The sequence below is a fragment of the Polaromonas naphthalenivorans CJ2 genome (assembly GCF_000015505.1).
GTDB lineage: Bacteria > Pseudomonadota > Gammaproteobacteria > Burkholderiales > Burkholderiaceae_C > Polaromonas > Polaromonas naphthalenivorans.
This window is the reverse complement of record NC_008781.1, coordinates 940,805-965,170: the sequence shown is the minus strand read 5'-3', so window position 1 is coordinate 965,170 and position 24,366 is coordinate 940,805. Positions and strand designations below refer to the sequence as shown.

The window sequence follows — 24,366 nt, the reverse complement described above, 5'->3', positions numbered from 1 at the left end:
GCCGGATGGCCGCATCGCCGTGGAACATGCATTTCAATAACGCTGGCCTGTCAGCAGCAGGGCCAGCCGCATCAGGGCGTAAGCCATCCAGCCCTGGATGCGCCGGCCCAGCGGGCGCTGGCCGTAAACAGCAGGGTCGATGCGCACGCCATGATGCATCACGGCTTCGCGCAAGCGGGCGCTCAGCTCGCTGGCGAAGGCGCGGTCCTCGACCACCACATTGGCTTCGCGCGCCAGCAGCAGGCTCAGCGGGTCCAGGTTGGACGATCCCACGGTGGCCCAGTGTCCATCCACCACTGCCACCTTGGCATGCAGAAAGCTGGTGGAATACTCATGAATTTCCACCCCTGCGGCCAATAAAGCCCCGTACACCGGCCGGGCGGCATGGTATTGCATGAAGTATTCATACTTGCCCTGCAGCAGCAAGGTGACGCGAACGCCGCGCCGGGCCGCCCTCATGAGGGCGCGGCGCAGCTTGCCGCCGGGCAGGAAATACGCATTGGCAATGATGATCTCCTGGCGCGCCTTGCCAATCGCCCTGCGGTACGCCCGCTCGATGCTGTGGCGGTTGCGCAGGTTGTCGCGCAGGACCAGCGCCGCCTTGGGGCGTGACAGGCCTGGCAAGGCGGCAAGGCCGGAATCTCCGGGCTGGGCCAGCAGGCTTGCATCGGTACGTCCGCCATAGCCTGCCGCCTTGAACTTTTCCCAGGCCTCGTTCAGATGCCGTTGCCGTGCGCTGTAGCCGGCCTGCACGCGCCACCACAGCAGGGCCATGGCCTCGGCGGCCTCGGCCGCCAGCGGTCCGGTCACGGCCACTGCAAAATCAAAACGCGGCGCCTGCAACTCGCCATGGTTGGGGTCATAAAAATCGTCCAGCACATTGATGCCGCCGCAAAAAACAATCTGCTCATCAACCACGCACAGCTTGCGGTGCAGCCTGCGCCAGCGTTCGGGCACCAGAAAGCCCAAGCCCGATCCGACCGGAGAGTACGCACACCAACGAACCCCCGCAGCGCTAAACTTTTCCCGCCATTCGGCAGGCAGCAGGCCGGTGCCAACGGCATCCACCAGCACCTGGACCGTCACGCCCCGCCGGGCCGCCCGGACCAGCGCATCGGCCACATCGGCCCCGGCACCATGAACATCAAAGATATAGGTTTCCAGTTGTATCCATCTGTCTGCGGCATCAAAAGCCTGGACGAGTGCGGGGAACAAGGCCTGACCGCCTTGAAGCAGCTGGAGTGTTTCAGGCTTGTTAAAAGATGGCATCAGTGAGTCAACTGGCGTGATGGACAAGGCGCGAAAAGCATCAGGCCATTGGAACCGACCGCCTGCTTTTTGCCAACAAAGCATCGCCCAAAGACCCGTAGGACGCTGTCACGTCCACTCAAACGCCTGGAGGCATGAACCTCGGCAGCAGCAAGATTCCCTCGGCATTGGAAGGAGAAAAGCATTTTTCCGCAGCATCCCGATGCGCCAGCCACTGCGCGGCAGTGTGTTCACGCGGGCTCAGCGTGACGCCACATCTTGCAGGCAGGCACAGGCCGAACACATGCTCGGTATTGCGCGTCACGCCGGGCGCATAGCGATGCCGCCACGCCGGATAAATTCCATACACATTCGAAAGACGCCAATCGCGCATCTGGGCCGGCATGGCAACGATGCCGGTTTCCTCTTCAACCTCACGCAGCGCCGTCTCCAGCAAAGGCTCGTCCGGCGTATCTTTCGAGCCGGTAACGCTCTGCCAGAAACCCGGATGGTCGGTGCGCTCGATCAGCAGCACATCGAGTTGTGGCGTGTAAATGATGACCAGAACCGATTCGGGAATCTTGTAGGGGCGGCTTGAGGTCATGGTGAATTATTGCGGCTGGGGCGGCGACGGGCGGGCGCGCACGGGAAAAGCCAGGCTGATGAGAGCAGCCATCAGCGGCACAAAAAAGCCCACTATTTTTTGAATAGCAGGCTTTCCATATGTAGCGTGGTAGGGCGTCACGGACTTGAACCGTGGACCAAAGGATTATGAGTCCTCTGCTCTAACCAACTGAGCTAACGCCCCTTCCAGCGACAGATTGTAGTGGCTCTATTTGCTGTGGCTGAGCGCAGTGCTGACCAGCTTGGAGGTGATATCGACAATCTGGATCATTTTTTCGTAGGGCATACGCATCGGGCCAATGACGCCCAGGGTTCCCACGACCTGACCATCGACCTCGTAAGGCGCCGTGACCACCGACAGTTCCTGGTACGGAATCACCTGGCTTTCGCCGCCGATGTAAATCCGCACACCCTCGGCGCGGCTGGAGACATCGAGCAGGCGCATCAGCTGCGCCTTCTGCTCGAACAGGTCAAACAGCTTGCGAAGGTTGCCCATGTCGCTGGAAAAGTCGCTAACCGCCAGCAGGTTGCGCTCGCCGGAGACAACCACTTCATCGCGCGACTCGATGGCTTCGGAGCTGACCAGGACGGCTTCCTGCATCAGGGTGGCGATTTCACCCCTGAGCGCTTCGACTTCATTTTTCAGCCGCTCGCGCACCTCTTCAATCGCCATGCCGGCGTAGTGCGAGTTGAGAAAGTTCGACGCCTCGATCAATTGAGACGCGGTGTAGTCGGTCTCGGTAAAGATCACCCGGTTCTGCACATCGCCATCGGGTGAAACAATGATCACCAGAAAACGCTTTTCGGACAGCCGCAAGAACTCGATATGCCGGAACACCGAGGTGCGGCGCGGCGCCATCACCACGCCAACGAACTGCGACAGGCTGGAGAGCATGTGGGCTGCGTTGCTGATGACCTTGAGTGGCTGGTCCGGTGCAATCCGGGCCATTTGCCCAGCGACCGAAAACGGGTCGCGCTGCGTGGTCAGCATCGTATCGACAAACAGGCGATAGCCCCGTGCGGTGGGAATGCGGCCAGCAGAGGTGTGCGGGCTGACAATCAGGCCCAGGTCTTCCAGGTCGCTCATCACATTGCGGATCGTGGCGGGCGACAACTCCAGGCCGGAAGCCTTGGACAGCGTGCGCGAACCGACCGGCTGGCCATCGGCAATATAGCGCTCAACGAGCGCCTTGAGTAACAAACGTGCGCGACTATCAAGCATGGGAACATTCTACGAAAGCTTGGGACAAAGGTTGTGATGTAATTTGCCGATGAAGTCGCAATTCCGCCATGTCGCACTGATCGGCAAGTACCAGGCCCAAGGTTCCCGTTCCGCACTGGAGGACATTGCGCATTTTCTGGGCGCGCAGGGCTGCGAGGTTGCGCTGGAGGAAGACACGGCCCGCAATACCGGCCTGACCCAGTATCCAACACTCGATGCGGCCGGCATCGGTGCGCAGTGCGACCTGGCCCTAGTAGTTGGCGGCGATGGCACCATGCTGGGCATTGGCCGCCTGCTGGCCCAGTTTGGCGTGCCCGTGGTGGGCATCAACCAAGGGCGGCTCGGCTTCATCACCGACATTGGCTTTGAACATTACCAGAACACCCTGGCACCCATGCTGCGCGGGGAATTCGAGGAAGACCGGCGCTGGATGATGCAGGCCAAGGTCGTGCGTGACGGCCACTGCGTGTTCAGGGCGACCGCCATGAATGACGTGGTCGTCAACCGGGGGGCGACTTCCGGCATGGTGGAGTTGCGGGTCGAGGTCGATGGCCGTTTTGTCGCCAACCAGCGGGCTGACGGCCTGATCATTGCCTCACCCACCGGCTCCACCGCCTACGCGCTTTCGGCCGGTGGCCCCATGCTGCATCCCTCCATCGCCGGCTGGGTGCTGGTGCCGATTGCTCCGCACACCTTGTCGAACCGGCCCATCGTGCTGTCGGACTCTGGAGAAGTCGTCATTGAAATCGTCGCCGGCCGGGATGCCAGCGCCAGCTTTGACCAGCAGTCGCTGGCCACCTTGCTGCACGGCGACCGCATCAGCGTCAGGCGCTCTGAGCATCAGATGCGGTTTTTGCACCCCAAGGGCTGGAGCTACTTCGACACCCTGCGCAAAAAACTTCACTGGAATGAAGGCGTCGCCTGAGAGCAGCCCCCTGGGGCCCGATCTGGACCGAGTTATGAGCCTTAAAAGCATTGCCCTGCGCGACTTCGTGATCGTCCGCGAAATGGACCTGGACTTGTCGCAAGGATTCACGGTGCTCACCGGCGAAACCGGCGCCGGCAAATCCATATTGATTGGCGCCCTGCAACTGGTTCTGGGCGCACGCTCCGACGCAGGCGTGGTGCGCGAAGGCGCCGGGCGCTGCGAGATCAGCGCGGAATTCGACAATGCTGCCCGCCTCGCGCCCTGGCTGGAACAGGCTGGCCTTGAATCGGGCGAAACCCTGTTGCTGCGCCGCACGATTGATGCGCAGGGCAAGAGCCGGGCCTGGATCAACGGCAGCGCGGTAACGGCCACCCAGCTCAGGGACATCGCCAGCCAGTTGGTCGATATTCATGGCCAGCATGCCTGGCAAAGCCTGACGCGTCCTGAAGCCGTTCGTGGCCTGCTGGACGCCTATGCAAATGTCTCCACCGAGACGCTGTCCCTGCGCTGGCAGGAGTGGCGCCTGGCCCAGAAAACCCTGTCCCAGGCGCAAGGTGCCCAGGACAGCCTGCAGCGCGACCGTGAACGGCTGGCATGGCAAATCGGCGAGCTGGGCAAGCTGGCGCCTGGCACCCATGAATGGGAAGAACTCAATGCCCAGCATGGTCGCCTGTCCAATATCCAGGCTTTGCGCGAGGCCGTGCAAACCGCGGTCGATGCCTTGCAGGAAGCCGATGACAATGCCACTAGCCTGCTCGGCCGCGCCATTAACGCACTACAAAATCAGGAGCACATCGAGCCCGAATTCAAAGCGCTGACAGAGCTTTTGAACACGGCACTGGCACAAATGGAGGATACCGTGCATACCTTGCGCGGTTATGCCAGGCATGCCGAACTGGAGCCGCAGCGGCTGGCCGAACTCGACGAGCGTCTGGCCCAATGGGTTGGCCTGGCGCGCCGCTACAAGCGTCCGCCGGCCGAGCTGCCTGAATTGCTGGCCTCCTGGCAGTCCGAGTTGCAAGCGCTCGATGAAGCGGCGGACCTGGTCCAGCTTGAAAAAAAGGAGTCCCAGGCCAAGGCGGCCTATCTGAAAGAGGCCAGCCGGATTTCCGGCTTGCGCAGCCAGTCCGCACCCCTGCTTGCCACAGCCATTACCCAAGCCATGCAGGGCCTGGGCATGCAGGGCGGCAGGTTTGAGGTCGTCCTCACGCCGCTGGAGCAGCCAGCCCAGCATGGGCTTGAACAGGCTGAATTTATGGTTGCCGGCCACAGCGGCAGCACGCCCAGGCCGGTGGCCAAGGTGGCCTCAGGCGGCGAGCTGTCCCGCATTGCGCTGGCCATTGCCGTGACCACCAGCCAGTTGGGGCAGGCGCAAACCCTGATTTTTGACGAGGTGGATTCCGGCGTGGGCGGCGCCGTGGCTGAAACTGTCGGCCGGCTGATGCGGCAACTGGGCCAGGACCGGCAGGTCATGGCGGTGACGCATTTACCCCAGGTCGCCGCTTTTGCCGACCATCATCTCGTGGTTGCCAAACGAACGCAACGGGGCACTGCCTTGAGCACCGTGACCCAGATGGACGGTGAGCAGCGCGTGACCGAAATTGCCCGCATGCTGGGTGGCGAGCGGCTTTCCGGCGCCACGCTTGCGCATGCCAGGGAAATGCTGGCTCACGCTGGATAACACTGGGCAATGCCTCGAAAACCGCATTTCAGTCATGCCTTCTTGATACCATCAGGAGCATGAACACTCGCCTTCTGGATTATTCAAAAATGCCCTGTTGCAATGACCGCATTCAAGCCCAATGGCCCTCATCAGGCGTTCAAGGGTTCCAGCCATGGAAATGATCCTCATCACCGGAATGTCGGGCTCGGGAAAGTCGGTGGCGCTGCATGCGCTTGAAGATGCAGGCTACTACTGCGTGGACAACCTTCCGCCTGAGTTGCTGTCATCGTTTGTCGCGTTAAAGCGGCCGCACAATGCGCCCAAGCTCGCCATCGCGATGGATGTCAGAAGCGCCACGTCCCTGCCACTGGTGCCGGAGCAGCTCCGGGAATTGAAGGCTCAAGGCATGGCCGTGCAATCACTTTTCCTGGATGCCAATACCGACACCCTGGTGCGGCGTTTTTCAGAAACACGGCGGCTCCATCCACTGTCACGAATAGATGCCACCGACCAGCACCGGGCACTGGTCGATGCCATCGAACTGGAGCGCAACCTGCTGGGCGACATGCGCGAGCAGGCGCACGTCATTGACACCAGCATGATCCGCGCGGCGCAGCTGCAGGGCTACGTGAAATCACTGCTGCAAAACCCGAGCCGCCAGTTGACGCTGGTGTTTGAGTCTTTTGCCTTCAAGCGCGGCGTGCCGCTCGATGCCGATTATGTGTTTGATGTGCGCATGCTTCCCAACCCTCATTACGAGGCAGACCTGCGGCATCAGACCGGACTCGACCAGCCGGTTGCCGACTTCCTGAAGGCCCATTCAGAAGTGGACGACATGTTCAGGCACATCGAGCAATTCCTCAGCCACTGGCTGCAGGCGCTGGTGCGTGATCACCGCAGTTACGTCACGGTGGCGGTGGGCTGCACCGGTGGCCAGCACCGTTCGGTTTACCTGGTTGAAGCGCTGGCGGCAGCCTTTGGCAAGGACTGGCCGACCCTGAAACGGCACCGCGAACTCGAAGCCGGCTGATCAGCCAAGCTCGTCATTGCCCGCCAGGCCCGGCGCATCCCGCACCAGCAGCTTGCGAATGGGCGCAGGCAGGCCCAACTCCGGCCATGCCGCCGGGCCGAACCATGCCGCCGGACGGCCCTCTGAAACCATTGTTTCGGGCATGGCCTGATCAGCCTGGAAACCGGCAATCCACGGCGACAGGCACAGATCCTTGTGAGTCAGGACATGGACGAATGCTGGCAATGCCTCCATCCGGCCTTCAAGGCTTTGCGGTACGAGCGCCCTGAGTTCGGCATCGCTTTCAAACACGGGCAGGCAATAAAGGCCGCTCCAGATGCCTGTCGCAGGGCGCTTTTCGAGCCATACCGAACCGTCGGGCTTTTGTGCCCACAACAGGCTCAGCGCCTGGGTGCTACGCTTGAGTTTTCGGGTCTTGACCGGATATTTCTCAGGCTGCCCCTCTGCCCGTCCACGGCACAGCGCCTGCACCGGACACAGCAGGCATTTTGGCTGCCGGCCCGTGCAGATCGTGGCGCCAAGGTCCATCAGCCCCTGGGTGTAACGCGGCATGGCCCGGGCAAGATTGTCATGAGGCAGCAGGTCTGTGGCCTGATTCCAGAGCGCACGCTCATTGGCGCTTTGTGCCAGATCGTCAGAAAAACCAAGCACCCGCGTGAGCACCCGTTTGACGTTCCCGTCGAGGATCGCAACCCGCTCTGCAAAGCAGAATGAAGCGATGGCCGCAGCCGTTGAGCGGCCGATGCCAGGCAAGGTCTGCAACTGCTCCGCCGAGCGTGGAAACTGCCCGGCATGCAGCGCCATCACGTCTTGCGCGCAGCGATGCAGGTTGCGTGCGCGGCTGTAGTAGCCCAGCCCGCCCCACAAGGCCATCACCTCGTCCTGCGTCGCAGCGGCCAGGTCGCTGACCGTGGGAAAGCGCTGCACAAATCGGTCGTAATACGCCAGCACCGTGGCGACCTGGGTCTGCTGGAGCATGATTTCCGACAGCCAGACCCGGTAAGGATCGCGTGTGTTTTGCCAGGGCAGGCTGTTGCGCCCATGGCTCTGCTGCCAGCGTACGATTTCATTGGCAAACAGTGAAGGAGGGAAGGATTTCAGCATGGGCTGGCTGCCTGCTTGAAGCATGTCGCCATGGTTTGATTCGTTCGGCATCAGGCCGATTCGGCCAAGGCTGCGGCGGGGTTAACAACCGGCTCTTGCGATGCAAAAGGCAGGGGCCGCAAGTCCAGAAGGCGCGCGGTCAACTCCGCGAGTTTGGCTTCCAGTCCTTTGAGCCGGATTTCCTGGTCATCAATTTCAGTAATCCGCTCATCCAGGCTGGAGGCGGCCTGCTGGATCCGCTCAACTGCTTCGAGCCGCCGTGCGAAATTGCGTCGCCGCTCGCGCAGTTGCGCATCAAGTTGCGCGGACGCCGACTTGTTCCACAGTTCCACTTCGCCCAGTGCCGACTCAAAAACCACACGCAAGCGGTTGCTCAGCGCGCGAACCAGGCGCTCGGAAAAATCTGCCTGCGCGAGCCGGATCACATTGCCCAGACCGAGATACTGCAGATGGCTGCGCTCAATCAGGTCCAGATCCTGCACCCACCGGGCCATATCGGGTGCCTGGGGCACCTGCAGCGAAAAACCAAATTCAGCATTGATCTGCCGAAAGGCCGACTCCAGCATGGACTCGATTTCACCCGTCAGCACTTGTCCCTTTTGCAGGCCTTCGCGCAGCCGTGAAAAAGTCTGGCCGTAGGTTTTCTTCAACCGCAGCTTGATGCCAGGCTGCTTGAGCGCTGTGGTCAGTTCGACCAGTTCGACCTTGAGCGTGGGCACGCTGAGCAAATTGACGAGGTCGCCCAGCAAAGCGCCATGCACCGAGCGAACCGCATGTATCTTGGCGCCGCTGCTGTCAAATTCAGCCTGCTCCTGCTCGATGCGGTTACGCATATGCTTGATGACCGAGATGTTTTTACCCTTCAGGCCGCGCAACTCCAGCATTTGCTCGGCCTGATCGCGGCGGCGCATGTTCAGGGCACGTCCGGCCTCGTTTTTGAGTTCGCCAATGCCGGCGGCGACTGCCGTCCGCAGGATTTTCTGGCGCTGGCCCATCACGCCCCGCCCCAGAACCCGCTCAAGCGCGGGCAACTGGCTGGCCTGCAAAAGCCCTGGGTCGCCAGTCACCTTGGCCACCAGCCCCTTTTGCGCCGATACCGGAATGACCTGCGACAGCGGCAGGCCCAGAATCTCGGCCGACGTCGCTCTTTGCCGGTCAATTTGCGCCTGAACCTCTTCGGGCGTGCTCAAGGCGTCCCACAAGGTATCAATCTTGTTGAGCACCACCAGCCGGGTATCGCTCCCTTCGCCGCCACTGGCCAGATGCTCGCGCCAGATCGAAAGATCGGATTTGGTCACGCCCGTGTCGGCCGCCAGGATAAACACTACCGCATGCGCCTGCGGAATCAGGCTGACCGTCAGTTCAGGCTCTGCGCCAATCGCATTCAGTCCGGGTGTGTCCAGAATCACCAGACCCTGCTTGAGCAGCGGATGCGCGATATTGATCAGTGCATGGCGCCATTTCGGCACCTCGATCAGGCCATCGGACCCGGCCAGGGGGTTGTCTTCAGGACTGTTGTCATTCCAGAAACCGAGCGCGCGGGCACCGTCCAGGGACACATGCTGCACCTCGGCCACCTTCTGCAGCGCCTGGGCCAGTTGCGCCGGATCGTTCACATCCAGGTCAATCTGCAGCCATTTGTCAGGAACGAGACGCCATTCCATCAGCGCCTGCGGCTGCAGGCGCGTTTCAATCGGCAACAGACGCAAACAGGGCACGATAGCTGCGTCATAGCCCAGTTCGGTCGGGCACATGGTGGTTCGGCCGGCACTCGCTGGCATGATGCGGCGCCCATAACCGGCAAAGAAAATAGCATTGATCAGTTCGGATTTTCCGCGCGAAAACTCCGCCACGAAAGCCACCATGACCTTGTCCGCGCGCACCTGCGACTCCAGCCGCTGCAGCCGCTCTTCAACCGCCGCATTGAGCAGGTCATGCTCTTTCATCCATTGAGCCAGCGATTTCAGGCGCAATGCAAACTCGCGCCGCCAGGTACCGTGCTGATCAAATTGTTCGTTGAAAGACATGCGCTGCCGTCATAAAAGTTATCGGGGCAATATAGCACTGGCCCCTGTTACCAGCCTGAAAAGCTCAGGGTTTCTGGCAGGTGGCGCAATAAAAGGAGGAACGCTGGCCCTGCCGGATACTTTTGATTGGTGCGGCGCACACTCTGCACGGCAAACCGGCCCGGTCATACACCATCGCGTCAAGCTGGAAATGACCCGCCTCGCCATCGGCATTGGAAAAATCCCTCAGCGTGCTTCCGCCCTTGGCCACAGCATTCGTCAACACGTCCTGGATGGCACGGTGAAGCCGGGCCGCGCGCGGCTTGCTGATCAGCGACGCTTTGGTGGTGGGACGAATACCCGCCAGAAACAAGGCTTCCGAGGCATAAATGTTTCCGACGCCGACGACGGCCTGGCCCGCCAGCAAAAGTGGCTTGATCGCGGTCTTGCGCCCTTTCAGCCACTGATGAAACACAAGCGCGTCAAATGCATCGCTCAGGGGCTCCACACCCAGCCGGCCCAGCAGCTTTTTCGCCACCGCGTCATCTTCACCGCTAGCGTAGACCACGGCCCCGAAACGCCGTGGGTCATGCAGGCGCAAGGTGCCCAGACTGGTCACCATGTCAAAGTGGTCATGCTTGCCCGTGACAGGCAGGTTCAGGCCAAAACTCACGCTGCCCGACATGCCCAGATGCATCAGCAGCAAGCCTTCGCTCAGGTCGAGCAACAGGTATTTGCCCCGGCGGCGCACGGCCAGGACGCGCTGGCCCTGCAACTGCTGCGTCTCGCAGCCCAGCGGCCAGCGCAGGGGTTTGCCCACCAGAACAGCCTCGATGCGGGCACCCGCAATGCGCTCGGCAAAGCTCAGGCGGGTTACTTCAACTTCGGGCAGTTCAGGCATGGATGTAAAAACTTTTCAGGCAATAGATGGGGCGTACAAACTTATGCGCAAGGGGCCGCCAGTTCGGTGCAGGGTGTACGACAAACGCAAAGCATCGTGCGGAAGCTTCAATTATCATGGTCCGATGAAGAAAAAACTTGGCCTTGCATTTGCCTGCCTGTGGCTTGCCGCTCCGCTGGTACTGGCGCAGGCCGCGATGCCTGAATCCCCTGCCCCTGTCAAACCTGCCGAGACTTCGGGACTCGCCCAGGCCAAGGCGGCGCAGGACTCCGCGCCGCTGTCGTTGCTCGACAGCGAACTGTTTTATGAATTGCTGGTCGGCGAAATCACGGCCCAGGAAGGTGAACCTGCGGCAGGCTTTGCCTTGATGCTGGACGCCGCCCGAAAAACCGGCGATGCCCAGTTGTACCAGCGGGCCACCGATATCGCCCTGCAGGCACGCTCGGGGGACGCCGCACTGCAGGCGGCGCTCGCCTGGAAACAACAGCTGCCCGCGTCGCGTGAAGCCAACCGCTATGTGCTGCAGATCCTGATTGCACTGAACCGCATCGCCGACACGCTGGAGCCCTTGAAGACGGAGATCAGGATGGCGTCCGATACAGAGCGCGTCGCGGTACTCACAGCCGCTCCGCGCGCCTATGCCCGTGCCAGTGACCGCAAACTGGCAGCCAGCGTGGTGGAATCCGCGCTCGCCGACTACCTGGCCGATCCCGCCACCGCCAGCGCAGCCTGGACCACGGCCGGACGCATGCGACTGGCTGCGGACGACAGGGAAGGCGCCCTTGAGGCCGCCAGGCGCGGCCAGGCCGCCGACCCGCGCGCGGAAGGCCCGGCCGTGGTGGCGCTGGAATTGATGGACCCGAAACGGCCTGAAGCCGAAGCACTGGTCAACAACTACCTCAATGACCGTGAAAGCACGTCCAAGGCGCTGCCTGAAATCCGCATGGCTTATGCCCGGGTGTTGCTTGACGCACAGCGCTATGCCGAAGCAACTGCACAACTGAAGATCGTGACGCGTGACAAGCCCGACTACCCGGAGGGCTGGCTGGTGCTGGGCTCACTGCAGATGCAGGACCACCAGCCTGCCGCAGCGCAGGCTTCGCTGGAACGCTATATCACGCTGGTCCAGCAAACCCCACAGACCGAACGCAACCCCGGCCTGGCCCAGGCCTATCTCTCGCTTTCGCAACTGGCCGAAAAGCGCAAGGACTATGCAGCAGCGGAAAACTGGCTCAACAAGATTGAAAACTCTTCGGACCTGGCGCAGGCGCAAACCCGCCGCGCCTCGATTCTCGCCAGCCAGGGCAAGCTGGAGGAAGGCCGGCGCCTGATTCGCCAATTGCCCGAACGCACGCCCGAGGAAGCGCGCCTGAAACTCAATGCCGAAGTCGGCTTGCTGCGGGAGTTCAAGCAATACCGCCAGGCCCATGAGTTGCTGGCCCAGGCGCTGGCAAAGGCACCAGAAGACACCGACCTGCTTTACGAGCAATCAATGGTGGCTGAAAAGCTCGGCTCGCTCGACGAGATGGAGCGCCTGCTTCGCCAGATCATCCGGCTCAAGCCAGACTATCACCACGCCTACAACGCCCTGGGCTATTCGCTGGCCGACCGCAATGTGCGCCTGCCCGAAGCGCGTGAACTGATTCGCAAGGCGATTGAGCATGCGCCGGCTGACCCGTTCATCAAGGACAGCCTGGGCTGGGTTGAATTCCGCATGGGCAACAAGCTGGAAGCGGCGCAAATTTTCGAGGCAGCCTACAAGGCCAGGCCCGATGCCGAGATTGCCGCGCATTTCGGTGAAGTGCTGTTGAGCCTGGGCCAGCGCGACCGCGCCCTGGCCATCTGGAAAGAAGGTCTACTCCTCAATGCCGACAACGAAACCCTGCTTGAGACGCTCAAACGCCTCAATGTCAAGCCGTAAATTGGAACCACTTTGCACTTCACCGAACGACTGCGCCGCTATCTTCTTCACACCTGCTTGTTTGCTACTTTTTTAATAGCTGGTTGTGCCCATCCAACAAGCGTAAAAGCACTAAAAGATATAAAAAAAGAGTTATGGACAGGGCGCATCAGCCTGTTGGTGAAAAGTGAGCCCGAGCAATCCTTCTCTGCCGGTTTTGAGCTTAAGGGCAGGTCCGAGCGCGGTGAGTTGACCCTGATCAGTCCGCTGGGAAATGTGCTTGGCGTTCTGCGCTGGTCACCGGGCGAAGCGGAACTGGATTCAGGAAACCAGAAAATTCAGCGCTTTGACTCCGTCGATGCCCTGATGGCGCAAGCCACGGGCGCTGCAGTGCCGCTGAGTGCGCTGTTTGCCTGGCTGCAGGGTGACGACGCGAATGTCAGCGGCTGGTCTGCCGACCTGTCGCGGCAAGGCGAAGGCCGGATTTCTGCCAGAAGAACGCAACCCGCGCCCCAGGCTGATCTTCGTGTCGTGCTGGATCAATAAAGCCTTGCCAGCCTGATTTCACAGTTTTTTTGAATGCTTCAAGCGTGACACGCCCTATCGTTTCTTCACGGCCGCTCAAGGCGCTGTACGACATCCCGGCCCCGGCCAAGCTCAACCTTTTCTTGCACATCACCGGCCGCAGGCCCGATGGCTACCATTTGCTGCAATCGGTTTTCATGCTGATCGACTGGTGCGATACCCTGCACTTTGAACTGCGCACCGATGGGCAGATCAGCCGCACCGACCTGAACAGCCCTGCGCAAAATAATTTCGAAGCGCTGCCCGCCGAAGATCTGGCCGTGCGCGCAGCCCGGGCATTGCAGGCGGCCAGCGGCACGCCCCTGGGTGTCCATATCAGCCTTGAAAAAAATATTCCCTCGCAGGCAGGCATGGGTGGCGGCTCGTCCGATGCGGCCAGTTGCCTGCTGGCGCTGCAGCGCCTTTGGGGAGTTCGCCTGCCGTCTCAAGACCTGCGCGCCATCGCACTGTCGCTGGGCGCGGACGTTCCCTTTTTCCTCTCTGGAAGTCATGCCTGGGTGGAAGGAATAGGCGAACAAATCACGCCCATCACACTGCCGGCGGCGAGGTTTGTGGTGCTCAAACCGGCAGCCGGAGTCTCGACCCCAGATATTTTCAATGCACCAGATCTGAAACGCGACACTAAGACTGCTACAATGCTAGGCTTTGCTGCATATGCAGATGGTCCGGTTTTCGGATTTGGCCATAACGACTTGCAGCCGGTAGCGCAGAAGCTTTGTCCGCAAATTAGTCAGTCACTTGACTGGTTAGAATCGCAACAGCTTCAGGGACGCATGACTGGCTCGGGAAGTGCTGTATTTGCACAGATTTTTGATGATGCTGATCTTGCAGCCGCCCCTGGCAACTGGATAATTCGCAAATGCAAAAATCTGCAAACGCATCCTCTGGCCTGCTGGTAAACTAAGCAGCTGTAGAGAATAAGTTTAGAAGCAACAGTTTATAGGTTGGTTGTTGGCAACAACAATTGTCCTGTGTAGGGGTGTCGCCAAGTTGGTTAAGGCACCGGATTTTGATTCCGGCATTCGCAGGTTCGACTCCTTCCACCCCTGCCAAATTTTTCAGACCCGCCAGATGCGGGTCTGTGTTGACTCAGGAGCCGCATGATGCGGCTCTTTTAGACCCGCAAGTGGCGGGTCTATGTGTTTTGGAAGACTGCAACGGAACTCACTGCCAAGTCCACGTTGCCCTTGCTTTCAGTGCGTATTTTGCTTCACTAAATATTTCACCCACTTTCAAGCCCGACCGCAGCTGGGCTTCATACGCAAATGCACCACCCCGACTTCCTGGTTTTTACCGGCAATGCCAATCCAAGCATGGCCGCTGAAATTACCCAACACCTTGGCACCTCACTGGGCGTTGCTCATGTAGGACAGTTTTCAGATGGCGAAGTCACCGTCGAAATCCAGCAAAACGTGCGCACCCGCGACGTGTTTGTAGTCCAGTCCACCTGCGCGCCGACCAACGACAACCTGATGGAACTGCTGGTCATGGTCGATGCCCTCAAGCGTGCCTCGGCTGAGCGGATTACCGCCGTGATTCCCTATTTTGGCTATGCCCGGCAGGATCGCCGCCCGCGCTCGGCGCGGGTGCCCATCACGGCCAAGGTGGTCGCCAACATGCTGCAAGCCGTGGGCGTGACGAGTGTCCTGACCATGGATTTGCATGCCGACCAGATCCAGGGCTTCTTCGACATCCCGGTGGACAATATTTATGCCTCCCCGATATTGCTCGGCGACTTGCGCCAGAGAAAGTACACCGACCTGATGGTGGTGTCGCCCGACGTCGGCGGCGTGGTGCGCGCCCGTGCGCTGGCCAAGCAGCTCGGCTGCGACATGGCGATCATCGACAAGCGCCGGCCCAAGGCCAATGTGTCCGAAGTGATGCATGTGATTGGCGACATCGAAGGCCGCAACTGCGTGATCATGGATGACATGATCGACACCGCCGGCACGCTGGTCAAGGCGGCTGAAGTGCTTAAAGAGCGCGGCGCCAAAAAAGTTTACGCCTATTGCACCCACCCGATTTTTTCGGGGCCGGCCATTGACCGCATCACCCACGGTGACGCGCTCGATGAAGTGGTGGTCACCAACACCATTCCGCTGAACCCGAATGCACAGGCCTGCAAAAAAATTCGCCAGCTCTCCGTGGCGCCGCTGATCGCTGAAACCATTCAGCGCATCGCCAAGGGAGAGTCGGTCATGAGTTTGTTCTCGGACCAGGACCAGCCGGTTCTGATCTGAAACAAAAAAGCTGACTGCGCAGCACGCAAACTTTCCGAAGTTTTCCAGCCTGGGCAGTCTTTTTAAATCAGGGTGAACTGGTCGCGGTCCACCCGTTCTGGAGAAAATTATGAAATTCGTCGCTTTTGAGCGCGCAAAGCAGGGCACGGGTGCGAGCCGCCGTCTCCGCATCACCGGCCGCACGCCCGGTATTGTTTATGGTGGCACCGCCGAGCCCATCCTGATCGAAATCGATCACAACGCCTTGTGGCACGCCATCAAGAAGGAAGCTTTCCACGGCTCCATCCTGGAGATGGAACTGGGCGGCACGGAACACAAGGTTCTGCTGCGCGATCTGCAAATGCACCCGTACAAGCAGCAAGTCCAGCACATCGATTTCCAGCGCGTTGAAGCCCGCACCCGCATGACCGTCAAGGTGCCCGTGCACTTCAGCGGCGAAGAAGAATCCCCAGCCGTCAAGACGGAAAACTGCCTCGTCACCCACGTGCTGACCGAGATGACGGTTTCCTGCTTCCCGGCCGACATTCCCGACTTTATCGCTGTTGACCTCGGCGGCCTGACCAAAGGCAAGTCGCTGCACGTCAAGGACATCGTTCTGCCAAAGCGCGTGAAAGCCGCTGTCAAGGGCCAGGTCAATCCGGTCATGGTGTCGGTCACGCCTATCGTTGAAGAAGTCGTCGAAGTCGCTCCTGTGGTCGTTGACCCCAAGGCTGCAAAGGGCAAGGCCGGCGCCAAGCCTGCAGCCAAGCCTGCCGCCAAGAAGTAATTCCCGGCTTGCTGCGGCATTGACCTGAACAGGTTGTGCCCAGGCAGTGGCCCAAGGCCCTTATCCTCCACGAGGTTAAGGGCCTTTTTCATGCGTGGGTGCGTCCAGGTGCTTCTGCTACGCTTTCCCGCCCTCCTCTTTCTTTTTTGCACACGACATGATCAAACTGTTTGTTGGCCTGGGCAATCCTGGTCCCGAGTACGAAGCCACGCGCCACAATGCCGGATTTTGGTGGATTGATGCGCTGTCGCGTGAATTGAAGGCGCCGCTCAGCCTGGACAAGAACTACCACGGCCAGGTGGCCCGCACCACCGTCAACGGCCAGACGGTGTGGCTGCTCAAGCCGCTGACCTTCATGAACCTGTCGGGAAAATCAGTGGCGGCACTGGCCCGGTTTTTCAAAATCTCGCCGGCCGAGATACTGGTGGCGCATGACGAACTCGACATTGTTCCCGGCCAGGTCAAACTCAAGTTCGGCGGCAGCCATGCGGGGCACAACGGCCTGCGCGACATCCATGCGCAACTCGGCTCGGCGGACTACTGGCGCTTGCGGATTGGCGTGGGGCACCCGGGCGTTAAAGCCGAAGTCATCAACTGGGTACTGAAAAAGCCTTCGCAGGAGCATCGCGTGGCGATTGAAGACTGCATTGACCGCTGTCTCAAGGCGGTGCCCGAACTGCTCAAGGGCGAGATGGAAAAAGCCACGATGATGATTCACACCAGCCAGCCACCCCGGCCGAAACCGCCACGGCCTGCCTCGGCAGACAGCGCACCAAAGCTGCTCTAGCACTTCTGCTTACTATCGTTTTAATAGCTGTATGTGCCCGTCCATTGTGCGCAAAAGGCCTATTTGAGCACTAACCGGCAGGTAAAACCGATGACTGGGTGAATCAGCGGGCCACGATAACCGGAATGACCGACTGAAGCCGATGGTATTTCTGCCACAGCGTTTCCTGGGTTTCACGGTGCCGTGGATCCACCGGAATGCAGGCCACCGGGCAGACCTGCACGCACTGCGGCTCGTCAAAATGGCCAACGCATTCGGTGCATTTGTTGGGATCGATCTCGTAGATTTCGGCGCCCAGGAAAATCGCCTCGTTCGGGCATTCGGGCTCGCACACGTCGCAGTTGATGCAGTCGTCGGTGATCAGTAAAGCCATAGGGTCAAGCTCCTTGTTTCTCGTGAACGTGAGCCAGCGCAGCCGCAACTTGCGGACTCACCATCTGGCCGACCTGGCCGCCGAGCTTGCTGATTTCGCGCACCAGCGTGCTGCTGATGCATGCCAGCGGAGCGTCGGGCAGCAAGAACACGGTTTCCACCTGCGGACGCAGCTTGCGGTTCATGGCGGCCATCTGGGCCTCGTAGTCAAAGTCGGTCAGGTTGCGGATGCCGCGCACCACAGCGCAGGCGTTTTGCGCGGCACAGAAATCCATCATCAGCCCGTCAAACGCCATAACACTCACGTTTGCTATGTTTTCAGTAGCATTTCGCACATGCTGAACGCGCGCATCCAGTGAAAACAGTGTTTTTTTATGGTGGGCGACCGCCACCGCGATGACCAACTGGTCAAACAGGCCGGCGGCGCGGCGGACCACGTCGTCGTGGCCGAGCGTGAACGGATCAAAGGTGCCGGAATAAACAGCAATGCGGGAAGTGGACATGGGCCGAATTATGCCCTTGCGCACTTTTTATCACCCCAAAACCCGGCCGTGACCCTGAAGGCCATGCGGGCGTTTCGGGCGGGCCGGGATCAGGCGGGCAGCGGCTCTGGCAACAGCTCGCTCTTGACCAGCAGGTGAAAATGCACCGCGCCTGCCTTGGCGCTGCGGTGGATTCTCAGGCCCAGCGGCAGCAATTCCTCGTCCTGCCAGGCTTTGGGCGCCTCCAGGTACACCAGGCCGGTCGGGCTGATCGCCTGGGCAGCGGCCTTGAGCGCCGCTTCGAACACGCCGGAGTCAAAAGGCGGATCGATCAGCACCAGCTGCATGCTGCCGGCTTCCAGCCGCTTGAGCGCGCTCAGCCCGTCGCCGCGCTCAATCCGCACCATGCTGGCCTTGAGCCTGGCCTGCACCGCCTTGAGCTGCACGACCAGCCCCGGGTCCTGCTCGCACAGCAGCACGTCGGCGGCGCCGCGCGAAGCGGCCTCGAAACCCAGCACGCCGGTGCCGGCAAACACGTCGGCGCAGCGCCAGCCGGTCAGATCCTGGCCCAGCCAGTTGAACAGCGTTTCGCGCACGCGGTCGGGCGTGGGGCGCAAGCCGGGGTGATTCGGCACGGTGAGCTTGGTGCGCCGGTACTGCCCGCCGATGATGCGGATTTCGCCGGGCGGCTTGAGGTGCGCGGTGCCCTTGGGCTTGATGGTGTTGGCCTTGGCCGAAGGCTTGGCGGCTGGCTCGGGGGCGATGGGTTTGGGTGTGTATTTCATTTTGCGGCTCCGAGAATAACAGTCACCATTTTGTCGGGCTGCAGTTTGCGCGCGAAAGCCGCCTTGACATCGGCCACGGTGACTTTTTCCACCTGCCGTGTCCAGGTGTCGAGATAGTCGAGCGGCAAGCCGTTCCAGGCAATGCCGGCCAGATTGCCCAGCAGCTTGCGGTTGCTGTCGATGCGCAGCGCGAAGCCGCCGACAAGATTGTCCTTGGCGGCCTTCAACTCGGCCTCGGTTGGTCCGCCGGCCACGAAGTCCCTGACCACCTGGCGCGCGATCTGGACCGCCTGCGCGGTCTGGTCGGGCCGGGTCTGCAGGCCGACGGTGAAACTGCCGGCATGCAGTCCCGGCGAGAACGAGCTGGAAATGCCGTAGGTCAGTCCGCGTTTTTCGCGCACTTCACTGGTCAGGCGCGAGACAAAACCGCCACCGCCCAGGATGTAGTTGCCCACCGTCAGCGGGAAATAGTCCGGGTCGGCGCGTTTGAAGCCGGGCTGGCCGATCAGCACATGCGCCTGCGCCGAATCAAACGGGATGATTTTTTCCTGCGCCTCCGCCAGCGGCTCCACTTCAGGCACGGTCGGCAAGGGCGGCAGGCTGGCGCACGACAGCTGCGGCAGGCGCGACAGCAGGCGCGCGGCCATCACATCGGCCTGCGCCCGCGTGACGGCGCCCACCAGGCTGATGCGGGCGCGGCAAGCGACGACGCCGGCAGCATGCGCGGCCTGCATGTCCGCCACGCTGATGGCCGCCAGCGTGGCTTCGGTCATTTCGTAGCCGTAAGGATGCCGGCCATAGACGGCCTGCGCATAGGCACGGCCAATCACGCTGCCCGGGCGGGTGTAGGACTCCTTGAGCGCGGCCTGCAGGCGCTGGCGTTCGCGATTCCAAACGGCATCGGGATAGGCAGGCTCGGCGATCTGGCGCGCGGCCAGCGCCACTGCCTGGTCGAGCAGGGCCGGGTCGGTCAGCGAACGCAGGGAAAAACTCATGCGGTCGGCCGAAGCACCGGCGCCAAAGTCCGCGCCCAGGTCAGCCCAGGCTTCGCCCAGCGCATTTTCATCGAGCGCCGGAGCGCCGTCCTTTTCCCGCACGCCTTTTTCGAGCATGTCGGCGGTCATGCTCGCCAGCCCGGCTTGGGCGGGCGGATCGCGCCGGCTGCCGGCATCAAAATCAATTTGCACATCGACCATGGCAATGGCCGGGCTTTCGACCAGATAGACCTGCGCGCCGCTGGCCTGCGTCCAGTGCTGGACGGGAATCGTCGCCAGTGCAAATGTATGAACAAATAGGCCGGTTGCGCATACTGCTATTGCGCGAGCAGCTATTTTTTTAGTAGCAATCATCATGAATTTCAATCCGTTCGGTTCAGGGCGCGGCTCAATGCAGGTCACCGCTGGCCGGCGCGCTCGGCTGACGCGGCTTGCGGTTCGGGTCCATGGGCTGGGGCAGCAGGGTTGAAAGGGTCATCTGGTCATCGCCGAAATATTTGGCGGCCACGGCCTGCACTTCGCCGGCCGTCACCGTGCGCAGCTGGGCAATCAGACGCGCGCTGGCATCCAGCGGCAGGCCCTGGACCCAGTTGGAGCCGAGTTCGCGCGCCTGGCTGAACACCGAGTCGAGCTTGTAGGTTTCGCTGGCGACCCACTGGGTCTTGACGCGCTGGAGTTCGGCCTCGCTCACGCCGCCCTGCGCCACCAGCGCGACCTGCTGGCGCAGGGCATCGGCCACCTGCTGCGTGGTCTTGCCGGCGGCAGGAACGCCGTCGAGCGTGAACAGCTGCGGCCCCCGGCCAAACAGGCCGCTGGAAGCGTCAGCGCTGTCGGCCACGCGCCCGCCCGCCTGGCCCTGGCCCTGCACCAGCGCGCGTTCCAGCCGGGCGCCGCTGTAGCCGTCGAGTACGGCCGACAGCACCGTCAGCGCCAGGGCGTCGCGGCTGGCGGCAAGCGTCGGCGACGCGGCGCCGGGTGCTGGTGCCAGATCCGCCGCCGCGATCTTGGGCACCTTGAAGGCCATGCTGACGTAAGCCTGGCTGGCCGGCGCCTTGAGGTCGATGCGGCGCATGCCGGCCTGTTCGGGCTCGCTGCGCGGCTTGCGCTCGGGCACCGGGCGCGCGGCAATGGGACCGTAGTATTTCTCGGCCAGCTTCTTGACCCGCGCCACCTCGACATCGCCGGCCACCACCAGCGCGGCGTTGGCCGGCACGTACCAGCGCTGGTAGAAGCTGCGCACGTCGCCCGGCGTCATCGCGTCGAGGTCGCTCATCCAGCCGACGATGGGACGGCGATAGGGCGAGGCCAGAAAGGTGACGGCGCTGGCCTGCTCATGCAGCATGGCGTGGGGCGATTCCTCGGTGCGCATCCGGCGCTCTTCCTTGACGACCTCGATCTCGCGCCTGAATTCGTCGTCAGGCCACTGGCTGTGGGCAAAGCGGTCGGCCTCTAGCCGCATCACGTCTTCGAGCCTGCCGGCCGGAATCTGCTGGTAGTAGCCGGTGTTGTCGCGGCCGGTGAAGGCGTTTTCCTGGCCGCCCAGCGCCGCCACGCGCCTGGAGAATTCACCGGCCTTGACCTTCGGCGTTCCCTTGAACATCATGTGCTCCAGCGCATGCGCCACGCCCGACGTGCCATCGACCTCGTCCATCGAGCCGACCCGCACCCACAGCATGTGGGCCACGGTCGGCGCCCGGTGGTCGGGCTTGACGATGACGGTCAGGCCGTTGGCCAGCGTGAACTGCTCCACCGGTATCGGCGCCTGAGCGAAGACCACAGGGCTGACGCAGGCCATCAGCGCAGCAGGCAGCACGGCTGCAAAACGGCCCGCCAGGCGCATCGAAAGGAATACTCGGGGCTTGACGAAAATTGGCTTGGGGTGTTTCATAGAATGGTGGACTCTACAAGACTAATCAATGTTCAGTTTCTTCAAAAAAAAATTACGCTCCGTCCTGTCCTCCACGCCTGCTGATGCGCCAGCGCAGCCGCAAGTGCCTGCGATTGGCGACAGGTCCGATAGCCCAGCCCCGCCTTCACCGCCCTCGCCCTCGCCTGCGCCACTGAAGCCGCCTGCCGGCAACGGCGGCTCAATGATCGGCAGCGCACTGGTCACGCCCATCGACATTCCCGCAGCGCTGGCGCTGGCCGTCGCGCCCGAGCGACAGCGCTGGTTCGGCAAGCTGCAGGAAGGCCTGCGCAAGACCGGCTCCAGCATTTCAACCGTCTTCACCGGCAGCCAGATCGACGAGCAGCTCTACGAAGACCTGGAAACCGCCTTGCTGATGGCCGACACCGGCGTCAGCGCGACAGAGCACCTGCTGGCCGATGTCAGGCGCCGGGTCAAGGACGGCGGCATGACGCATCCGGTCGCCGTCAGGAATGCGCTGATCGAATCCATCACCGTGCTGCTCAAGCCGCTCGAAAGGCCGCTGGTGATCGGTGAATTCGTTCCCACCGTCATCATGGTCACCGGCGTCAACGGCGCGGGCAAAACCACCTCGATTGGCAAGCTCACGCGCCACCTGGCCAATGAAGGCGCTTCGGTGCTGCTGGCGGCGGCCGATACCTTCCGCGCCGCCGCGCGCGAGCAACTCAGCGTCTGGGCCGACCGCAACACGGTCGAGATTGTCAGCCAGGAAAACGGCGACCCGGCGGCCGTCAGCTTTGACGCGGTCACCGCCGGCAAGGCGCGCGGCAAGGACGTGGTGCTGGTCGATACCGCAGGCCGGCTGCCGACGCAGCTGCACCTGATGGAAGAGCTGCGCAAGATCAAGCGCGTGGTGCAGAAAGCCGACGCCACCGCGCCGCATGAGGTGCTGCTGGTGATCGACGGCAACACCGGCCAGAACGCGCTGGCACAGGTGAAAGCCTTCGACGACACGCTGCAATTGACCGGCCTGGTCGTCACCAAGCTCGACGGCACGGCCAAGGGCGGCGTGCTGGCGGCGATTGCGCTGTGGGCGCGCGAACGGGCCAAGGCATCGCCGGGTTTGCGGCCGGTGGCGGTGTACTTCATTGGCGTGGGCGAAAAGCTCGAAGACCTGGAAACCTTCAACGCCCGCGAATTTGCGCAGGCGCTGCTGGGGTAAGTCAACGGCAGCATCAGCAGACACATGCGCGCCGGGGTTGAAAACCGGCTAATCGTCTTTATCTGGATGGTTTAAAGGATTGCGACGTGTCCAACCCTATGAGTCAAGTTTTTCGTTTTATTTTGAAACTGGTTTTCGGTTTGTCAGCCGCCGTGCTGGCTGTCGGCCTGCTGCTGGTTGCCCTGACCGTGCTGACCCTGAGCCTGCTCAAATCATTGATCACCGGCCGCAAACCCGCGCCCCTCATGGCATTTGCCCGGTTCCAGCAGTTCTCGCAGCAAGGCATGTGGCCGGGCCAGTCCCGCCAAGGCTCGGCGAAAGCCGCTTCAGGCCAGGTGGTCGATGTCGAAGTGCGCGAAATTCCCGATGACAGGCGCCAGCCCTGAAAACCAGGAAGTGTTCAGGACGCTTTTAGCTATTGTTTTAATAGCTAAAAGCACAGAAAGAACGTGCGGTAAAGACCATTTTGACTGTTGATCATCTGTGTTTCTTTACAAACCTGAAACCAAATTCGCTGAACTAAAACCGCCCAAGGTTGCTCCTATCTCAGGGTTAACGCTAATTAGCCTTTAGCTATTCAACCCATTGAACCTATTGCCTGGCACTCTCTCTGATGGAGTGCTAATATTTAGCATTAGAGAAAAGGAGTCTTGCGATGTCTTATGCCCTTTCCCCCAAGTCGATGATGTCCGTCGCGGTTGCGCCTGCTGCGTCAAACACCGCCGTGGCCGCCATCAACCCTTGGGCTATGGTGCCTCCGCTGGGCAATCTGGACGCTTATATTTCGGCCGTCAACCGCCTGCCCATGCTCACCCTGGAGCAGGAGCAGGAGTTTTCCAAAAAGCTCAAAGAGAACAATGACCTGGACTCGGCCGGCAAGCTGGTGCTGTCTCACCTGCGGCTGGTGGTGTCGATTTCGCGCAAGTACCTGGGCTATGGCCTGCCCCACGGCGACCTGATCCAGGAAGGCAACATCGGCCTGATGAAGGCGGTCAAGCGCTTCGACCCTGACCAGAACGTGCGCCTGGTGAGCTACGCCATGCACTGGATCAAGGCCGAAATTCACGAATACATCCTGAAAAACTGGCGCATGGTCAAGGTCGCCACGACCAAGGCCCAGCGCAAGCTGTTTTTCAATCTGCGCTCGATGAAACAGGGTTACAAGGACGACGCCGACGTGGCGACGCACCGCGACACCCTGACCGAAAGCCAGATTGACTCGATGGCCAGGACGCTGAACGTCAAGCGCGAGGAAGTCATCGAGATGGAGCAGCGCATGTCCGGCGGCGACGTGCTGCTGGACCCGAGCCCGAACGACGATGGCGATGATGCCTTTGGTCCGATTGCCTACCTGGCCGATGCCGCGCAGGAGCCGACGGCCCTGATGGAATCGCGCGAGCGTGATGACCTCATGACCGATGGCCTGAGCACCGCCCTGCAGGAACTCGACCCGCGCGCACGCCGCATTGTGGAAGAGCGCTGGCTCAATGTGAACGATGACGGTTCGGGCGGCATGACGCTGCACGACCTGGCGGCCGAATACAAGGTCAGCGCCGAGCGCATTCGCCAGATTGAGGTGGCGGCTATGAAGAAAATGAAAAAGGTGCTGGCGACCTACGCCTGACCCTGCCGCCGGTGG

23 protein-coding genes and 2 tRNA genes are annotated in these 24,366 nt (G+C 61.4%); 13 read left to right on the top strand and 12 right to left on the bottom strand.

Features of this window, described 5'->3' with window-relative positions; genetic code table 11:
• Positions 1–33 precede the first annotated feature (33 nt).
• The 4 genes from clsB to hrcA all read right to left on the bottom strand — a co-directional run bounded on the left by clsB (position 34) and on the right by hrcA (position 3,094).
• A complete protein-coding gene (gene clsB, locus PNAP_RS04540; RefSeq protein WP_041376521.1) occupies positions 34–1,269 on the bottom strand; it encodes a cardiolipin synthase ClsB in 1,236 nt (411 codons plus the stop codon).
• 118 nt (positions 1,270–1,387) lie between these two features.
• Positions 1,388–1,852 carry a dihydroneopterin triphosphate diphosphatase gene (gene nudB / locus PNAP_RS04535; RefSeq protein ID WP_011800321.1) on the bottom strand — a complete coding sequence of 155 codons (465 nt, stop codon included), beginning with the start codon at positions 1,850–1,852 and terminating at the stop codon, positions 1,388–1,390.
• Positions 1,853–1,979: 127 nt separating this feature from the next.
• Positions 1,980–2,056: transfer RNA gene (locus PNAP_RS04530), tRNA-Ile, on the bottom strand.
• Between the two features lie 24 nt (positions 2,057–2,080).
• Positions 2,081–3,094 carry a heat-inducible transcriptional repressor HrcA gene (hrcA, locus tag PNAP_RS04525; protein ID WP_011800320.1) on the bottom strand — a complete coding sequence of 338 codons (1,014 nt, stop codon included), beginning with the start codon at positions 3,092–3,094 and terminating at the stop codon, positions 2,081–2,083.
• A gap of 49 nt (positions 3,095–3,143) precedes the next feature.
• Here hrcA and PNAP_RS04520 point away from each other — a divergent pair, with 49 nt between their 5' ends.
• The 3 genes from PNAP_RS04520 to rapZ all read left to right on the top strand — a co-directional run bounded on the left by PNAP_RS04520 (position 3,144) and on the right by rapZ (position 6,715).
• Positions 3,144–4,019, top strand: coding sequence for an NAD kinase (locus tag PNAP_RS04520; protein ID WP_011800319.1), 876 nt, complete (start codon positions 3,144–3,146; stop codon positions 4,017–4,019).
• Positions 4,020–4,053: 34 nt separating this feature from the next.
• The gene (gene recN, locus PNAP_RS04515) at positions 4,054–5,703 is read left to right on the top strand and encodes a DNA repair protein RecN (protein WP_011800318.1); all 1,650 of its coding nucleotides are present in this window, start codon (positions 4,054–4,056) and stop codon (positions 5,701–5,703) included.
• 154 nt (positions 5,704–5,857) lie between these two features.
• The gene (gene rapZ, locus PNAP_RS04510) at positions 5,858–6,715 is read left to right on the top strand and encodes an RNase adapter RapZ (protein ID WP_011800317.1); all 858 of its coding nucleotides are present in this window, start codon (positions 5,858–5,860) and stop codon (positions 6,713–6,715) included.
• Here the strand turns inward: rapZ and mutY are convergent, their stop codons facing one another.
• The 3 genes from mutY to mutM form a co-directional block, all read right to left on the bottom strand.
• The gene (mutY, locus tag PNAP_RS04505; RefSeq protein WP_157040374.1) at positions 6,716–7,819 is read right to left on the bottom strand and encodes an A/G-specific adenine glycosylase; all 1,104 of its coding nucleotides are present in this window, start codon (positions 7,817–7,819) and stop codon (positions 6,716–6,718) included.
• A 50-nt stretch (positions 7,820–7,869) separates the two neighbouring features.
• Entirely contained in the window at positions 7,870–9,846 is a 1,977-nt protein-coding gene (locus PNAP_RS04500; RefSeq protein ID WP_011800315.1) for a dynamin family protein, read from the bottom strand.
• 64 nt (positions 9,847–9,910) lie between these two features.
• Positions 9,911–10,726 (bottom strand): bifunctional DNA-formamidopyrimidine glycosylase/DNA-(apurinic or apyrimidinic site) lyase, encoded by an 816-nt coding sequence (gene mutM, locus PNAP_RS04495; protein WP_011800314.1) that lies wholly within the window; start codon positions 10,724–10,726, stop codon positions 9,911–9,913.
• A 124-nt stretch (positions 10,727–10,850) separates the two neighbouring features.
• On the opposite strand from mutM, the gene PNAP_RS04490 reads away from it, so the two are divergent.
• From PNAP_RS04490 to pth, 7 genes are all read left to right on the top strand, one after another.
• Positions 10,851–12,647: a tetratricopeptide repeat protein gene (locus PNAP_RS04490; protein ID WP_041376520.1), complete on the top strand. Its 1,797-nt coding sequence runs from the start codon at positions 10,851–10,853 to the stop codon at positions 12,645–12,647.
• Positions 12,648–12,659: 12 nt separating this feature from the next.
• The gene (locus PNAP_RS04485) at positions 12,660–13,172 is read left to right on the top strand and encodes a lipoprotein insertase outer membrane protein LolB (RefSeq protein ID WP_011800312.1); all 513 of its coding nucleotides are present in this window, start codon (positions 12,660–12,662) and stop codon (positions 13,170–13,172) included.
• A 44-nt stretch (positions 13,173–13,216) separates the two neighbouring features.
• Positions 13,217–14,110, top strand: coding sequence for a 4-(cytidine 5'-diphospho)-2-C-methyl-D-erythritol kinase (gene ispE / locus PNAP_RS04480; protein ID WP_011800311.1), 894 nt, complete (start codon positions 13,217–13,219; stop codon positions 14,108–14,110).
• A 76-nt stretch (positions 14,111–14,186) separates the two neighbouring features.
• A tRNA-Gln gene (locus tag PNAP_RS04475) sits at positions 14,187–14,263 on the top strand.
• 213 nt (positions 14,264–14,476) lie between these two features.
• Positions 14,477–15,451 carry a ribose-phosphate pyrophosphokinase gene (locus PNAP_RS04470; RefSeq protein WP_011800310.1) on the top strand — a complete coding sequence of 325 codons (975 nt, stop codon included), beginning with the start codon at positions 14,477–14,479 and terminating at the stop codon, positions 15,449–15,451.
• A gap of 109 nt (positions 15,452–15,560) precedes the next feature.
• A complete protein-coding gene (locus PNAP_RS04465; protein WP_011800309.1) occupies positions 15,561–16,217 on the top strand; it encodes a 50S ribosomal protein L25/general stress protein Ctc in 657 nt (218 codons plus the stop codon).
• A 157-nt stretch (positions 16,218–16,374) separates the two neighbouring features.
• Positions 16,375–17,004 carry an aminoacyl-tRNA hydrolase gene (gene pth / locus PNAP_RS04460; RefSeq protein ID WP_041376519.1) on the top strand — a complete coding sequence of 210 codons (630 nt, stop codon included), beginning with the start codon at positions 16,375–16,377 and terminating at the stop codon, positions 17,002–17,004.
• A gap of 103 nt (positions 17,005–17,107) precedes the next feature.
• Here the strand turns inward: pth and PNAP_RS04455 are convergent, their stop codons facing one another.
• The 5 genes from PNAP_RS04455 to PNAP_RS04435 all read right to left on the bottom strand — a co-directional run bounded on the left by PNAP_RS04455 (position 17,108) and on the right by PNAP_RS04435 (position 21,526).
• A complete protein-coding gene (locus PNAP_RS04455) occupies positions 17,108–17,377 on the bottom strand; it encodes a YfhL family 4Fe-4S dicluster ferredoxin (protein WP_011800307.1) in 270 nt (89 codons plus the stop codon).
• A 4-nt stretch (positions 17,378–17,381) separates the two neighbouring features.
• Complete coding sequence (gene coaD, locus PNAP_RS04450; protein ID WP_041376518.1) at positions 17,382–17,879, bottom strand: pantetheine-phosphate adenylyltransferase; 498 nt, start codon at positions 17,877–17,879, stop codon at positions 17,382–17,384.
• A gap of 89 nt (positions 17,880–17,968) precedes the next feature.
• On the bottom strand, positions 17,969–18,643 hold the full coding sequence (rsmD, locus tag PNAP_RS04445; protein ID WP_011800305.1) for a 16S rRNA (guanine(966)-N(2))-methyltransferase RsmD: 675 nt from the start codon (positions 18,641–18,643) through the stop codon (positions 17,969–17,971).
• Positions 18,640–19,995: a M16 family metallopeptidase gene (locus PNAP_RS04440; protein WP_011800304.1), complete on the bottom strand. Its 1,356-nt coding sequence runs from the start codon at positions 19,993–19,995 to the stop codon at positions 18,640–18,642. Before PNAP_RS04440 ends, rsmD begins: the two co-directional genes overlap by 4 nt.
• A gap of 31 nt (positions 19,996–20,026) precedes the next feature.
• Entirely contained in the window at positions 20,027–21,526 is a 1,500-nt protein-coding gene (locus PNAP_RS04435; RefSeq protein ID WP_011800303.1) for a M16 family metallopeptidase, read from the bottom strand.
• Between the two features lie 28 nt (positions 21,527–21,554).
• Between PNAP_RS04435 and ftsY the strand changes: the two genes are divergently transcribed.
• From ftsY to rpoH, 3 genes are all read left to right on the top strand, one after another.
• Positions 21,555–22,727 (top strand): signal recognition particle-docking protein FtsY, encoded by a 1,173-nt coding sequence (ftsY, locus tag PNAP_RS04430; protein WP_011800302.1) that lies wholly within the window; start codon positions 21,555–21,557, stop codon positions 22,725–22,727.
• A gap of 98 nt (positions 22,728–22,825) precedes the next feature.
• On the top strand, positions 22,826–23,113 hold the full coding sequence (locus PNAP_RS04425; RefSeq protein ID WP_011800301.1) for a hypothetical protein: 288 nt from the start codon (positions 22,826–22,828) through the stop codon (positions 23,111–23,113).
• A 299-nt stretch (positions 23,114–23,412) separates the two neighbouring features.
• Positions 23,413–24,351, top strand: a complete 939-nt coding sequence (gene rpoH, locus PNAP_RS04420) for an RNA polymerase sigma factor RpoH (RefSeq protein WP_041376996.1) — start codon at positions 23,413–23,415, stop codon at positions 24,349–24,351.
• Positions 24,352–24,366 lie beyond the last annotated feature (15 nt).

What these genes read in the sequence shown, in the direction of transcription:
- clsB (WP_041376521.1), bottom strand. Translation starts at nt 1,269, where the DNA reads ATGCCATCTTTTAACAAGCCTGAAACACTCCAGCTGCTTCAAGGCGGT.
- nudB (WP_011800321.1), bottom strand. Translation starts at nt 1,852, where the DNA reads ATGACCTCAAGCCGCCCCTACAAGATTCCCGAATCGGTTCTGGTCATC.
- hrcA (WP_011800320.1), bottom strand. Translation starts at nt 3,094, where the DNA reads ATGCTTGATAGTCGCGCACGTTTGTTACTCAAGGCGCTCGTTGAGCGC.
- PNAP_RS04520 (WP_011800319.1), top strand. Translation starts at nt 3,144, where the DNA reads ATGAAGTCGCAATTCCGCCATGTCGCACTGATCGGCAAGTACCAGGCC.
- recN (WP_011800318.1), top strand. Translation starts at nt 4,054, where the DNA reads ATGAGCCTTAAAAGCATTGCCCTGCGCGACTTCGTGATCGTCCGCGAA.
- rapZ (WP_011800317.1), top strand. Translation starts at nt 5,858, where the DNA reads ATGGAAATGATCCTCATCACCGGAATGTCGGGCTCGGGAAAGTCGGTG.
- mutY (WP_157040374.1), bottom strand. Translation starts at nt 7,819, where the DNA reads ATGCTGAAATCCTTCCCTCCTTCACTGTTTGCCAATGAAATCGTACGC.
- PNAP_RS04500 (WP_011800315.1), bottom strand. Translation starts at nt 9,846, where the DNA reads ATGTCTTTCAACGAACAATTTGATCAGCACGGTACCTGGCGGCGCGAG.
- mutM (WP_011800314.1), bottom strand. Translation starts at nt 10,726, where the DNA reads ATGCCTGAACTGCCCGAAGTTGAAGTAACCCGCCTGAGCTTTGCCGAG.
- PNAP_RS04490 (WP_041376520.1), top strand. Translation starts at nt 10,851, where the DNA reads ATGAAGAAAAAACTTGGCCTTGCATTTGCCTGCCTGTGGCTTGCCGCT.
- PNAP_RS04470 (WP_011800310.1), top strand. Translation starts at nt 14,477, where the DNA reads ATGCACCACCCCGACTTCCTGGTTTTTACCGGCAATGCCAATCCAAGC.
- PNAP_RS04465 (WP_011800309.1), top strand. Translation starts at nt 15,561, where the DNA reads ATGAAATTCGTCGCTTTTGAGCGCGCAAAGCAGGGCACGGGTGCGAGC.
- pth (WP_041376519.1), top strand. Translation starts at nt 16,375, where the DNA reads ATGATCAAACTGTTTGTTGGCCTGGGCAATCCTGGTCCCGAGTACGAA.
- PNAP_RS04455 (WP_011800307.1), bottom strand. Translation starts at nt 17,377, where the DNA reads ATGGCTTTACTGATCACCGACGACTGCATCAACTGCGACGTGTGCGAG.
- coaD (WP_041376518.1), bottom strand. Translation starts at nt 17,879, where the DNA reads ATGTCCACTTCCCGCATTGCTGTTTATTCCGGCACCTTTGATCCGTTC.
- rsmD (WP_011800305.1), bottom strand. Translation starts at nt 18,643, where the DNA reads ATGAAATACACACCCAAACCCATCGCCCCCGAGCCAGCCGCCAAGCCT.
- PNAP_RS04440 (WP_011800304.1), bottom strand. Translation starts at nt 19,995, where the DNA reads ATGATGATTGCTACTAAAAAAATAGCTGCTCGCGCAATAGCAGTATGC.
- PNAP_RS04435 (WP_011800303.1), bottom strand. Translation starts at nt 21,526, where the DNA reads ATGAAACACCCCAAGCCAATTTTCGTCAAGCCCCGAGTATTCCTTTCG.
- ftsY (WP_011800302.1), top strand. Translation starts at nt 21,555, where the DNA reads ATGTTCAGTTTCTTCAAAAAAAAATTACGCTCCGTCCTGTCCTCCACG.
- PNAP_RS04425 (WP_011800301.1), top strand. Translation starts at nt 22,826, where the DNA reads ATGAGTCAAGTTTTTCGTTTTATTTTGAAACTGGTTTTCGGTTTGTCA.
- rpoH (WP_041376996.1), top strand. Translation starts at nt 23,413, where the DNA reads ATGTCCGTCGCGGTTGCGCCTGCTGCGTCAAACACCGCCGTGGCCGCC.